The following is a 12,920-nucleotide window of genomic DNA, read 5'->3' as shown; positions in this document are numbered from 1 at the left end:
CGGCGACGGCACCGGGAGCCTCGAAAAATAGCCTACAAAATTCTGTTGTGAGCCACTTCATATAGCAACGCTATAGGTGCTAGGGTAGCGGTTATGAGTTTCGATGACCAGCTTCCGCCCAAAATTCGGTTGCTTCGCGCAGCTGCCGAGTTGCTGGCGAATTCGGAGGGGTCAGCGGTCTCTACGCGTCAGATCACCAAGCTTGCCGGGGTCACGGCGCCCACGCTCTACCACCACTTTGGTGACAAAGAAGGACTGTTCGATGCCGTCGTATCGGCCGGCTTTGAAGAGTATGTGGCAGGGGAGCGTGATTTTGCGCCGTCCGGGGAGCCCTTGGAAGACGTCCGGCGGATGTGGGACAACCACGTCCAGTTCGGGCTGACCCAACCCCATCTGTATCTGGTGATGTTCGGCAACATCAGGCCGGAAAGCCGCCCAGCAATCGTGGCCGATGCTGAAGCGCTTTTGGAAGAGATGCTGAACAAGGCCGCTATCTCCGGTCAGATCAACGTGCCGCCCCGCGAAGCGGCACGCAGCATCCTGGCTGCCAACGTGGGTGTCACGCTCATGTTGATCGCTGAACCGGTGGAAGAACGGAACCTCGAGCTCTCAACGATGACCCGGGATTCCATGATTTTTGCCGTCTCCACGGAAACCGCCCGTGGCGCTGCAGCGGACGACTCCGGTAAGTCGTCAGTAGTTGTTGCGGCAATCGCCCTGAATGCGGCACTGCAGGCCTCGCATTCGGACCAACTGTCCAGCTCTGAACTGAAGCTCTTCCTTGAATGGCTTCACCGCATTTCCAGCAGCTCCTAAGGCTGTTCTCTCTCGATCTATATCGACTGACCCCGCGCCGCCGCGGGACACACGTTAGGAATTCACATGGCAACAGAGACCGTTGCGAAGCCCCGCACCAGCGCGCGCGTTGGTGTTCAAAAGTTCGGAACATTCCTGTCCGGCATGATCATGCCCAACATCGGCGCCTTCATCGCCTGGGGCCTCATCACGGCCCTGTTCATCGAGAAGGGCTGGATTCCCGTGCCTGCCCTCGGTGGCTTCGGTACAAACGCCGATGGTGATCCCAACGGAGGCATCGTTGGCCCCATGGTCACGTACCTGCTTCCGATCCTGATCGCGTATACCGGTGGACGGATGGTTTATGACGTGCGCGGCGGTGTGGTGGGCGCCATCGCAACCATGGGCGTCATTGCCGGCACGGATTCTCCTATGTTCATTGGCGCCATGATCATGGGCCCGCTGGGCGGCTGGACCATGAAGAAGATCGACGCCATCTGGGATGGCAAGATCCGCCCCGGCTTCGAGATGTTGGTTAACAACTTCTCCGCCGGAATTTGGGGTGCAGCCTTGGCCCTGGGTGGTTTCTATGGCCTGTCCTGGGTTGTCCAGCGCTTCACCGAAGGCGCGGGGGCTGTTGTCGAATTCCTGGTCAACAATGGCCTGCTGCCGCTGACCAGCATCTTCATTGAGCCCGCCAAGGTCCTCTTCCTTAACAACGCCATCAACCACGGCGTGCTGACTCCGCTGGGCATCCAGCAGTCTCTGGAACAAGGCAAGTCCATTTTGTTCCTTCTCGAGGCCAACCCCGGCCCCGGTATGGGCATTCTGTTGGCCTACATGTTCTTCGGCCGCGGTGCTGCCAGGGCTTCGGCTCCCGGTGCCGCAATCATCCACTTCCTTGGTGGCATCCACGAGATCTACTTCCCCTACGTCCTGATGAAGCCGATCCTGATCCTCGCCGCCATCGGTGGCGGCATGACGGGCATCGCCACCCTCGCCATCACCAACTCCGGCTTGGTTGCTCCGGCCGCGCCAGGTTCCATCATTGCCGTGCTGGCTCAGACGGCCCGCGACAGCTACGTCGGCGTGATCCTCTCCGTCATCCTGGCCACTGCCGTGTCCTTCCTCATTGCTTCGGTCATCCTCCGCGCTTCCAAGAACAAGGGGGAGGACGACCTCTCGGCAGCAACGTCCCGGATGGAAGCCATGAAGGGCAAGAAGAGCTCCGTCTCCTCGGCACTGACCGGTGACCGCGCCGGTGACCGCGCCGGAGCGCAGGGCGGAGCCGTCCTGACCCGTCCGGTCCGGACCATCGTGTTCGCTTGCGACGCCGGCATGGGCTCCAGTGCCATGGGTGCCTCGGTGCTGCGCAACAAGATCAAGGCCGCCGGCTTCCCGGACGTCAAGGTCACAAACTCGGCCATCGCCAACTTGAACGACACTTACGATGTTGTGGTCACCCACGAGGACCTGACCGAACGCGCACAGCCACGCACGTCCAGTGCGGTGCACTACTCAGTGGACAACTTCATGAACAGCCCCAAGTACGACGAAATCGTCGAACTGGTGAAGTCAAGCAACAGTGAAGAAGGCACGACGGCGGCCCCCGCCGAAGACGCCCGGCCCGCCGCCGCTGCCACAACTCCTGCCCACGGTGCGCATGCCGCTGAGCCGGCTGCCGCCGTCGAGGGCAAGGGTGTCCTGCTCCGCGAAAGCGTGATCCTGAATGGAACGGCAGCCGACCGCGACAGCGCGATCGACGAGGCCGGAAAACTCCTGTTGGACCGCGGCGCCGTGGATGTCAGCTACGTCCACGCCATGCACGAGCGCGAGGAATCCGTGTCCACCTACATGGGCAGCTTCCTGGCAATCCCGCACGGCACCAACGATGCCAAGGAACACATCAACCACTCGGCCGTGTCCATCATTCGGTACCCGGAGGGCATCGACTGGGGTGGCAAGCAAGTGAAGTTCGTGGTGGGCGTGGCCGGCATCAACAATGAGCACCTCCACATCCTGTCTTCCATCGCGAAGATCTTCACCAACAAGGCACAGGTGGCCCAGTTGGAGGAAGCAACCACTGTGGATGAAGTCCTGGAGCTGTTCGGAAAGGTTAACGCATAGTGAAGGCAGTCCATTTTGGGGCAGGCAACATCGGGCGCGGCTTCGTGGGGCTGTTGCTGCACGAAGCCGGCTATGAGGTGGTGTTCGCGGATGTTGCGGATGCGCTGATCAGCCAGCTTGCGTCGGCAACCAGCTACGACGTCCACGAGGTGGGCGAGAACCCTGCGGTGAAGACCGTGACGGGTTTCCGCGCACTGAACTCGAGCACGCAGGAAGCCGCTGTCGTGGAGGAAATCTCGACGGCGGAGGTGGTCACCACCGCGGTGGGGCCCCACATCCTGAAGTTCGTGGCACCGGTGATCGCCCGCGGTCTTGCCGCACGGGAACCGTCGTTGCCGCCCCTGCAGGTGATGGCGTGCGAGAACGCCATCAATGCCACGGATCTCCTGCGCACGGAGATCCGGGCGGCCTGGGACGACTCCGCAGGCGACCTGGACGCCGTCGCAGTTTTTGCAAATACCGCAGTTGACCGCATCGTTCCCAACCAGGCGCCGGGCCAGGGCCTGGATGTCACGGTGGAAACCTTCTACGAGTGGGTCATTGACCGCACACCCTTCGGTGACAACGTGCCCACCATCCCCGGAGCTACTTTCGTGGACGAGCTGGGCCCGTACATCGAGCGCAAGCTGTTCACTGTGAACACCGGGCACGCATCGGCTGCGTACTTCGGGTACGCGGCGGGGCTCGAGAAGATCTCCGACGCCATGGCCGATCCTGGCGTGGCCGCAAAGGTCAGGGCTGTGCTGGAGGAAACCAAGGAACTGCTGGTGGCCAAGCACGGGTTCGTGGAGGCGGAGCAGGAAGCGTACGTGCAGAAGATCCTGCAACGCTTCACCAACCCGCACCTGCCGGACACCGTGAACCGTGTGGGCCGTGCCCCGTTGCGGAAGCTTGGCCGGCACGAGCGCTTCGTTGGCCCGGCAGCTGAACTTGCCGAGCGGGGCATCACTCCGGTGGCGTTGCTTGAGGCGATGTCAGCAGCCCTTCGTTTCGACGACGGTGCCGACGACGAAGCCGTGGAGCTCGCCAACATGCTGTCCGAGCTGGACGCGGCTTCCGCAGTCGAACGCATCACGGAACTGACGCCAACACACCCGCTGTTCCCGGCGCTGCAGAAGCTCGTAGAGGATCGTAAAGCCGAAGCCTAGGCACTGGACCGAATTGTCACAAAGGCTCTCCAGTGGGAGAAAAACACGTGAGTTCGCTCACTTTCTCCCACTGGAGGGCCTTTCGGTTTTGAAGTTAGCCTCACCTTACTAATAGAGTCAAAAGGCAATTAGGCAACACATCTATGACTTATTAGTGAGTGGAGTAACGGCGTGAAAATGAGGCTGTCGAGCTACATTGGGGCACTGGCTGCAGGGGCAGCCTTGCTGACCGTCACGGCCTGCGGAGGCGGCGCCACCGCGTCGTCGCAGCCGGAAGAGTCCAGCACCATCACCATCGAGCACGCCCAAGGCTCCACAGCCAACGTCCCCGTGAACCCGGCCAAGGTTGTCACGTTCGACCTCGGCGTCCTGGACACCATGAACGCGCTCGGCGTCGAGCCCACCGGTGTTCCCGAGGCCAGCTACCCGGATGCGCTCAAGAAGTTCTCCGAAGCCAAGTACGCCAAGGTGGGCTCGCTCAAGGAACCCGACTTCGAAGCCGTCAGCTCCGCAGCTCCGGATCTCATCATCATCTCCGGCCGCACCTCCGGCGCCTACGAAGAGCTGAGCAAGATCGCTCCCACCATCGACCTCTCCGTGGACGCTGCCAAGCCCATGGAAAGCTTCAAGGCCCAAACGGAGAAGCTCGGCAAGATCTTCAAGAAGGAAGACGAAGTCGCCTCCAAGCTCGCCGAGGTGGACAAGACCGTTGCCGACACCAAATCCAAGGCAGCTTCCGCCGGCAAGGGCTTGATCGTCCTCACCTCCGGTGGCGAAGTCACCGCTTACGGCGCCGGCTCCCGCTTCGGCATCATCCATGACGTCCTGGGCGTCCCGACGGCTGCCACGGTCAAGTCCGAAGGCGCCCACGGCGAGGCCGTTTCCTTCGAATACATCAAGGAAACCAACCCGGACATCCTCTACGTCATCAACCGCGACACCGCCATCGGTACCGCCGGCTCCACGGCCAACCCCATCCTGGACAACGAGCTCGTGAAATCCATCAACGCCGCCAAGAACAACAAGATCGTCAACCTGGATCCCGCCGGTTGGTACATCGTGGGCTACGGCTTGAACAACGTCCAGGCCATGGTCACCGCAGTGGCCGACTCAGTCGCCTGATACTTCCCCCACCTGAAATTCCGTTGTGACAACTACAGCCGTGCGCCCCACGGCACCAGCGAGCCGCAATCGGACTGGCGAATCCGCCAGGCTGATTGCGGCTGCTGCCGTTGTGCTGGTGATTGCGGTTGGCAGTATCTTCGTGGGCGTCAGCGACGTCTCGCTGCCGGCCCTGTTGGCGAACGACGCCGGGGCCTGGGAAATCTTCTGGGTCTCCCGGGTGCCGCGCACCTTGGCCGTGGTCCTGGCCGGGATGGCCGTTGCCGTTGCCGGGTTGATCATGCAACTCATGGCCCGCAACCGGTTCGTGGAGCCGTCCACCGTGGGAACCGTGGAATCCGCGACGCTCGGAATCCTGGTGGTGACCGTGCTTGCTCCAGAGTCTCCGATCCTCACCAAAATGATCGTGGCCAGCGTCTTCGCGATCCTCGGCACGGCGCTGTTCCTGGCGATCCTCCGCCGACTCCCGGCCCGCAACACGCTGCTGATCCCGCTGGTGGGCATCATGCTGGGCGGCGTCATCGCTGCTGTCACCACGTTCTTTGCCTACCGCTTTGACCTCCTCCAAACGCTGAGCAACTGGATGATCGGTGACTTCTCGGGCGTGCTGCGTGGCCGCTACGAGCTGCTGTGGATCGTGGCCGTCCTTGTCCTTGTGGGCCTCTTTGCTGCTGACCGGTTCACCGTTGCGGGCATGGGCCAGGACTTCACCACCAACCTCGGCCTCAACTACGCGCGCACCATGCGGCTCGGCCTGATGATCGTGTCCCTGATTTCGGCCGTTGTTGTGACCACTGTGGGTGCCGTTCCGTTCCTGGGACTCGTGGTGCCCAATATCGTGTCCCTGCTGTTCGGTGACAACCTCCGCCGGGCCGTACCCTGGACCGCTTTGTTCGGTGCCGCGTTCGTGCTGGTCTGCGACATCATCGGCCGGACCATCCGGTTCCCCTACGAGGTGCCCGTCGGCATGGTCATGTCCGTCCTGGGCGCCATCTTGTTCCTCTTCCTGCTCCTGAGGAAACGCAATGCCTGAAACCCCTGTGTCCACGGCACCGGCTGCCGATTCGTCCGTTCCCTCCCGCACACGTTGGTCTGCCCCAAAGCACTGGCGTGACGCCGTCCGAAGCACCCCGCCGGGACTGGTGATCGGCATCCTGGCGGTTGCCGCCGTCGTGCTTGTTGCTGTTTTCCTGACGATCGACCTCAAGGGCAACATCGCCTACATCCTGCCGCGTCGGGCCATCAAGGTGTCCGCGATGCTCCTGGTGGCCGTAGCCGTTGGCGTCTCCACGTTGCTGTTCCAGACCGTGACGGCCAACCGTATCCTGACGCCGTCCATCATGGGCTTCGATTCGCTGTACATCCTGGTGCAGACCGCGCTGGCCTTCGTGGCGGGTGCTGCGACGCTGGCCACGGCTCCGTCCACGCTCAAGTTCGGGCTGGAAATCCTGCTGATGGTGGGGTTCAGCGCGTTCCTGTACCGGTGGATGTTCACTGGGGCCACGCGCTCGCTGCACCTGCTGCTGTTGGTGGGCATCGTGCTCGGGACGCTGTTCCGGGGGATGTCGTCGCTCCTGCAGCGGCTCATGGAACCGAGCGAATTCATCATCCTCCAGGATCTGTTCTTCGCCAGTTTCAACAACGTGGACCCGGGACTCCTGGGTGTTTCCGCACTTTTGGTCGCTGCCGTATGCGTTGGCGTGTGGCGGATGCGGCACACCCTGGATGTGCTGGCACTCGGCCGCGAGGTGGCCATCAACGTGGGCGTGGACCACAAGCGCGTTGTGATGCGCGTACTGCTGGCGTGCTCGCTGTTGGTGGCGATTTCCACGGCGCTGGTGGGCCCCGTGACGTTCTTCGGACTCCTGGTGGTCAGCCTCGGCTACCAGCTCTGCCGCGGATTCCGGCATGCGTGGCTTGTGCCGATCGTTGTGCTCATCGGGGCGATTGCGCTGGTGGGTGGCCAGTTGCTGTTGGAGCGCGTGTTCGGCTTTGCCACTGCTTTGAGCGTGATCATCGAGTTCACCGGCGGCATCCTCTTCCTTTACCTGTTGCTGAAAGGCTCACTGAAATGACCGGGGTCCGCCCATGATTACCGTCCGGAACGTTACCAAGCGCTACGGCGGCACCACCGTGCTGGACGATGTCAGCTGCGAGATTCCCCGCGGCGGAATCACGTCCATCATCGGCCCCAACGGCGCCGGCAAGTCCACGCTGCTCTCGTTGATCAGCCGCCTCCAGCCCATGGATGCCGGGGGAGTCTCCGTTGCCGGCTTGGACGTAACAGCTACGCCCAGCAAGGAGCTGGCCAAGACCATGGCCATCCTGCGGCAGGAAAACCACCTGACCATGCGGCTCACCGTCCGCGACCTCGTGGCCTTCGGGCGCTTCCCGCACAGCGGCGGCCGGCCGACGGTCGAGGACCTGGAGCACGTGGACGAAGCCATCCGACAGCTGGACCTCACGTCCATGGCGGACAAGTTCGTGGACGAGCTCTCCGGTGGGCAGCGCCAGCGCGCCTACATCGCGATGGTGCTGGCGCAGGACACCGAATACCTGCTGCTGGACGAGCCACTGAACAACCTGGACATGAAGCACTCCGTGGAGATGATGCGGCTGCTGCGGCGCTTGGCGGACGAGCTCGGGAAGACCATCGTCCTGGTGGTCCACGACATCAACTTCGCATCCTGCTACTCGGATACCATTCTGGCCATGAAGGACGGTCGGCTCATCCACCAAGGCGCACCCACGGACATCATGCGCGCCGGCATGCTGCACGACGTCTACGACATCGACATCCGCATCGAGGAAATCGATGGGAACCGCATAGGCGTCTACTTCGCCTGACGCTCGCTCACCAGCAGACAACAGAGCCCGACGTCGGCACCCACGGTGGGTGCCGACGTCGGGCTCTGTTGGTTGGAGAGTCAGCGCGCTATTGGACCGTTAGCGCGCTGCCGCGGTTTCGGCCTCTGACATGGCCTTCCATTCGGCCACGCGGGCCTGGTGGAGCGGCGTCTTGCGGACTACTGCATAGGCGACGCCGAGGATCGCGAACCAGATTGGGGTCACCAGCAGGGCGGTCAGCGTGTCCGGCTGCGTGGTCAGTGCCCAGACCAGGAACGCGAAGAACGCGAACACTACCCAGACCATCGGGATACCGCCGGGCATCTTGAACGGCGAGGCCGCGTGCAGCTCAGGGCGGCGCTTCCGGTACACGAGGTAGCTGGCAAGGATGATGGACCAGACGAACATGAAGCACACTGCGGACACGGTGGTCACCATGTCGAACGCCACGCCAACGTCCTTGCCCGCGTAAAGAAGCGCGACGCCGGCCAGCAACAGGACGCAGGAGAGGAACAGTGCGTTTTGGGGTACTTTGCGGCTGGAGAGCCGGCCGAAGAGCTTGGGTGCGTCGCCGTCGTTGGCCAGGCCGTACACCATGCGGGACGTCGAGTAGATGCCCGAGTTGGCTGACGACATTGCCGATGTGAGGACTACCAGGTTCACCACAGTCGCTGCCATGCCAAGACCGGCCAGCGAGAACATGGCGATGAATGGGCTCTGACCTGCCTTGAACTCGGTCCACGGGGTGACCGACATGAGGATGATGAGGGCGCCTACGTAGAAGAGCATGACGCGCAGGGGAATGGCGTTGATGGCGCGGGGCAGGTTGTGCTCCGGGTTCTTGGTTTCTGCAGCCGCGGTACCCACGAGTTCAATGCCCACGAACGCGAACACGGCGATCTGGAAGCCGGCCACGAAGCCCATGAATTCCTTGGGGAAGAAGCCGCCGTGGTTCCACAGGTTGGTGAAGCTTGCGGTGCCCGCGTTGGACTGGAAGCCGGTGAAGATCATCACCAGGCCCACCACGATCAGCGCCACGATGGCGATGATCTTGATCAGCGCAAACCAGAACTCGGTCTCGCCGAACGCCTTGACGGTGGGGAGGTTCAGGAGCAGCAGGATGATGATGGTGGCCAGGCCCGGGATCCACAGCTGGATTCCCGGCCAGAGTTCGTTGGCGTAGCCCGCGATGGCGATGACGTCCGCAACGCCGGTAACCACCCAGCAGAACCAGTAGGTCCAACCGGTGAAGAAGCCGGCCCACGGGCCCAAGAGGTCTCCCGCGAAGTCGCTGAAGGACTTGTAGTTCAGGTTGGAGAGCAGGAGCTGGCCCATGGCCCGCATCACGAAGAAGAGCATGAAGCCGATGATCATGTACACGAAGATCACGGAGGGGCCGGCAACCGAGATGGTCTTGCCGGAACCCATGAAGAGGCCCGTTCCGATGGCACCGCCGATGGCCAGGAGTTGGATGTGGCGGTTGCTGAGCGAGCGTGACAGGTGGGGCTCGCTGTCCCTGCTGGAGGCGCGGAGCTGCCCCTGTGTTGTCTGGTCGGACATTAGTTCAAGAACCCTTCGGAAGAACCGACACAATAGTGACGGCCGTTACAAATCTGTTCGATAAAGCTATAGCTAATGTCTGACCAATGGCGAATCGGTCTGCATGGCGAAAGCTCCGCCCGGTTCCGGGGGAGCTTCGGCCTGTGTTTCGGGCTGGTTTGTGCTAGGCGATCTGACGCTTGTACGCGGCGGTGGCGAAGGCGTAGGAGATGACGAGGATCCCCAAGCACCACGCCAGGGCTACCCAGATGTCACCACCAACCGGACGCTGGGCGAACAGATCCTGGATGGTGTTCACGATGGACGTCACCGGCTGGTTCTCGGCGAACCACCTGACGGGGCCGGGCATAGTCTCCGTCGGGACGAATGCCGAGCTGATGAACGGCAGGAAGATCAGCGGGTAGGAGAACCCGCCGGCGCCGTCCACGGACTTCGCGGAGAGGCCCGCGATGATGGCGATCCACGTCAGGGCCAGGGTGAACAGTGCCAGGATTCCTGCAACGGAGAGCCAATCCAGCACGCTGGCCGAGGTGCGGAATCCCATGAGTAGCGCAACTCCCACAATGATCACCAGCGAGAGTCCGTTGGCCACCAACGACGTCAGGACGTGTGCCCACAGGACCGAGGAACGCGCGATCGGCATGGACTGGAACCGCTCGAAGATACCGCTTTGCATATCGGTGAACAAGCGGACTGCCGTATACGCGATGCCGGACGCAATCGCGATCAGCATGATGCCCGGGAGCAGGTAGTTGACGTAGTTCTCGGTGTCGGTCCTGATAGCGCCGCCGAACACGTAGACGAACAGCAGCATCAGGGCAATCGGCGTGATCGCCGTGGTGATGATGGTGTCCACGCTGCGGAAGATGTGCCGCATGGAACGGCCCAGCAGAACAGAGGTGTCTGCGAAGAAATGGGTACTCATGACCTGTCCTTAACTGACTCGTTGTTGCCCGTGCCAACCAGGGCCAGGAAGATGTCCTCCAGGCTCGGCTGCTTTTCGACGTATTCGACCTTGGCTGGCGGAAGCAGTTGCTTGAGCTCCGCGAGGGTGCCGTTCGCAATGATTCGCCCCTCGTGAAGAATGGCGATTCTGTCTGCCAGTTGCTCGGCTTCGTCGAGGTACTGGGTAGTGAGCAGGACCGTGGTCCCTTGGTTGGCGAGCTTCTTGACGATCTGCCACACCTCCAGGCGGGCCTCCGGGTCCAGGCCGGTGGTGGGCTCATCCAGGAAGATCACTTTGGGGTTGCCGATCAGGCTCATGGCGATGTCCAAGCGGCGACGCATGCCGCCGGAGTACGTCGCCACCTTGCGGGATCCTGCCTCCGTCAGGCTGAACTGTGCCAGCAACTCATCCGCGATCTGGCCCGGATTCTTCAAGTGCCGCAGTTTCGCCACCAACACCAGGTTTTCCTTGCCGGAGAGGACCTCGTCCACCGCGGCGAACTGTCCGGTGAGGCTGATGGACTGCCTCACCTGGAGCGAGTCCGCTGCGACATCAAAACCCTCGACGGCGGCTTGCCCGCCATCCGCCTTGAGCAGCGTGGACAGGATCTTCACCATGGTGGTCTTGCCCGCGCCGTTGGAGCCCAGAAGGGCGAAGATGCTGCCCGTCGCTACCTCAAAATCCACCCCGCGGAGAACATGGAGATCCTTGTACGACTTCTCGATGCCCTGGACCCGAATTGCTGTTGCGGTCATGATTCCGCCTCCTTTGCCTTATTGATGGCCTTTTCCAGGCGCTCGCGTTCCTTGTCGATCCAGCGTTTCCCGCCGTAGGCCTGTGCGAAGCTCTCTGCGAATTCGATGGGGTCGTCGCCTACAAGCTCGCTCACCGGCGTACCGTCGATGGCGGCGCGCTCCCAGAGGTCCGCCAGATCCGTGAACATCTGGACCATGGTGTCGCCCTCGGTGACGCCGCCGTAGTACATCAAGTACCGGTTGAAGGCCGTGGCCACAGTGAGGTACGGCTCGGGCAGGGCGTCCAGCCGTGCTTTGGCTTGCTTGTACTGCTTCTTCTGCTCAAGCGATCCGGTGACCAGCTCGATCCATTTTGCCGCCATGTTATTTTCCTTCCTTGCGGAGCTGTTCAAGCCGTTCGGACAAGAAGCTCCATGTGTTCCAAAATTCGTCCAGTTCGGTTTTGCCCTGGGCGTTGAGCGTGTACACCTTGCGGGGCGGGCCCTTTTCGGACGGGCGCTTCTCCACGTCCACCAGCCCCTTTTGTTCGATCCTGACCAGCAGTGCGTACACGGTGCCCTCAGCGATCTCGGTAAAGCCCTGTGCGCGGAGCAGCGTGGTGATCTCGTATCCGTACGCCGCCTTTCCGGTCAGGAGGGCCAGAACAATGCCCTCCAATGTGCCTTTGAGCATCTCCGTCATTTGCTTGCCCATCGGACACCTCCTTCACTACTCGGTATTACTAGCTACCACTACATAGTAGAACTAAGTACCGGTACTTAGCAACACTGAGTTCCGAAAGAAATGGCAAGCTGGGGTGGTGACCGCTGACTCCGCCTCCGCGCCCGCTTTGCTGACTGCCGCCGTCGACTCCGGTACCTTCACCCTGCGGCGTGCCCGCAAGGACGACCTGCCGCGGATCCTCGCGTTACTCGCGGACGATCAGCTCGGTGCCACCCGCGAAAGTGCCGACGACCTGGCGCCGTACGAGTACGCCTTTGACGCGATCGACGGCGACCCGGCGCACCTTCTGGTGGTGGGCGAACTCGACGGCGATGTGGTGGCAACCTTCCAACTCAGCTACCTACCGGGCTTGTCCCGCAGGGGGTCTTGGCGGGCGCAGATCGAGGCCGTTCGGGTGTCCGAGGTTCTGCGTGGGCAGGGTGTTGGTGCGCTGATGATCGAGTGGGCTATTGAGCAGGCTCGGGAACGCGGCTGCTCCTTGGTCCAGCTGACCACCGACAAATCCCGCGTTGCGGCGCACCGTTTTTATGCGCGGCTGGGGTTCGTGGCGAGCCATGAGGGCATGAAGCTGAAGCTGTAGGGGCTGGCGGCCTCACAGGCTCATTAGGGCAGGTTGTCCACATAGGGCGGTTGGGGTCTGATGGTGGCTGTTGCTGGCTGGAAGAGTTGGGGCATGGGGCAGATTCGGGACGGGCACGCGGGCGTAGACGCAGTGGGCGCGGACGCAACGGGCGCGGCGCTTGCTCATGTTGCGGGTTGTTGGTCCAGTGCTTCGCCGCCGCGGGTGTCTGATCTCATCACTCTCCTGCGCTCCGTCCCTCTGGGTGCGGGCAGTGGTGAGTTGGTGGATCAGGTCCGGGGGTTGGAGGAGTTGAAGTCTGCCATCACTGGGTTGCA

The 12,920-nt window shown here is 62.2% G+C and carries 13 protein-coding genes and 1 pseudogene; 9 read left to right on the top strand and 5 right to left on the bottom strand.

Annotated features, from left to right (window positions below; genetic code table 11):
- Positions 1 to 93 precede the first annotated feature (93 nt).
- From FQP90_RS17050 to FQP90_RS17020, 7 genes are all read left to right on the top strand, one after another.
- Entirely contained in the window at positions 94 to 816 is a 723-nt protein-coding gene (locus tag FQP90_RS17050; protein WP_144652266.1) for a TetR/AcrR family transcriptional regulator, read from the top strand.
- A gap of 66 nt (positions 817 to 882) precedes the next feature.
- Positions 883 to 2,922, top strand: coding sequence for a PTS mannitol transporter subunit IICBA (locus FQP90_RS17045; RefSeq protein ID WP_144652265.1), 2,040 nt, complete (start codon positions 883 to 885; stop codon positions 2,920 to 2,922).
- Positions 2,922 to 4,070, top strand: coding sequence for a mannitol-1-phosphate 5-dehydrogenase (locus FQP90_RS17040; RefSeq protein WP_144652264.1), 1,149 nt, complete (start codon positions 2,922 to 2,924; stop codon positions 4,068 to 4,070). The genes FQP90_RS17045 and FQP90_RS17040 overlap by 1 nt, the downstream gene beginning before the upstream one ends.
- A 171-nt stretch (positions 4,071 to 4,241) precedes the next feature.
- On the top strand, positions 4,242 to 5,192 hold the full coding sequence (locus FQP90_RS17035) for a siderophore ABC transporter substrate-binding protein (protein WP_144652263.1): 951 nt from the start codon (positions 4,242 to 4,244) through the stop codon (positions 5,190 to 5,192).
- A 25-nt stretch (positions 5,193 to 5,217) separates the two neighbouring features.
- Positions 5,218 to 6,225, top strand: coding sequence for an ABC transporter permease (locus tag FQP90_RS17030; protein ID WP_144652262.1), 1,008 nt, complete (start codon positions 5,218 to 5,220; stop codon positions 6,223 to 6,225).
- Positions 6,218 to 7,267, top strand: a complete 1,050-nt coding sequence (locus tag FQP90_RS17025) for an iron chelate uptake ABC transporter family permease subunit (RefSeq protein ID WP_244296817.1) — start codon at positions 6,218 to 6,220, stop codon at positions 7,265 to 7,267. The genes FQP90_RS17030 and FQP90_RS17025 overlap by 8 nt, the downstream gene beginning before the upstream one ends.
- Positions 7,268 to 7,280: 13 nt before the next feature.
- The gene (locus FQP90_RS17020) at positions 7,281 to 8,039 is read left to right on the top strand and encodes an iron ABC transporter ATP-binding protein (protein ID WP_144652261.1); all 759 of its coding nucleotides are present in this window, start codon (positions 7,281 to 7,283) and stop codon (positions 8,037 to 8,039) included.
- Between the two features lie 99 nt (positions 8,040 to 8,138).
- On the opposite strand, the gene cycA is transcribed toward FQP90_RS17020, so the two are convergent.
- The 5 genes from cycA to FQP90_RS16995 all read right to left on the bottom strand — a co-directional run bounded on the left by cycA (position 8,139) and on the right by FQP90_RS16995 (position 11,993).
- A complete protein-coding gene (gene cycA, locus FQP90_RS17015; protein WP_208760033.1) occupies positions 8,139 to 9,599 on the bottom strand; it encodes a D-serine/D-alanine/glycine transporter in 1,461 nt (486 codons plus the stop codon).
- Between the two features lie 163 nt (positions 9,600 to 9,762).
- Positions 9,763 to 10,524 carry an ABC transporter permease gene (locus FQP90_RS17010; RefSeq protein ID WP_144652259.1) on the bottom strand — a complete coding sequence of 254 codons (762 nt, stop codon included), beginning with the start codon at positions 10,522 to 10,524 and terminating at the stop codon, positions 9,763 to 9,765.
- On the bottom strand, positions 10,521 to 11,300 hold the full coding sequence (locus FQP90_RS17005) for an ABC transporter ATP-binding protein (RefSeq protein ID WP_144652258.1): 780 nt from the start codon (positions 11,298 to 11,300) through the stop codon (positions 10,521 to 10,523). Before FQP90_RS17005 ends, FQP90_RS17010 begins: the two co-directional genes overlap by 4 nt.
- Complete coding sequence (locus FQP90_RS17000) at positions 11,297 to 11,662, bottom strand: DUF1048 domain-containing protein (protein WP_144652257.1); 366 nt, start codon at positions 11,660 to 11,662, stop codon at positions 11,297 to 11,299. Before FQP90_RS17000 ends, FQP90_RS17005 begins: the two co-directional genes overlap by 4 nt.
- Position 11,663: 1 nt before the next feature.
- The gene (locus FQP90_RS16995) at positions 11,664 to 11,993 is read right to left on the bottom strand and encodes a PadR family transcriptional regulator (protein ID WP_144652256.1); all 330 of its coding nucleotides are present in this window, start codon (positions 11,991 to 11,993) and stop codon (positions 11,664 to 11,666) included.
- 103 nt (positions 11,994 to 12,096) lie between these two features.
- Here FQP90_RS16995 and FQP90_RS16990 point away from each other — a divergent pair, with 103 nt between their 5' ends.
- On the top strand, positions 12,097 to 12,603 hold the full coding sequence (locus FQP90_RS16990) for a GNAT family N-acetyltransferase (RefSeq protein WP_144652255.1): 507 nt from the start codon (positions 12,097 to 12,099) through the stop codon (positions 12,601 to 12,603).
- 93 nt (positions 12,604 to 12,696) lie between these two features.
- A pseudogene (locus FQP90_RS23455) lies at positions 12,697 to 12,920 on the top strand (hypothetical protein); the annotation flags it as partial.

The organism is Paenarthrobacter nitroguajacolicus (assembly GCF_007786235.1).
GTDB lineage: Bacteria > Actinomycetota > Actinomycetes > Actinomycetales > Micrococcaceae > Arthrobacter > Arthrobacter nitroguajacolicus_A.
This window is presented reverse-complemented; position numbering and strand designations above follow the sequence as displayed.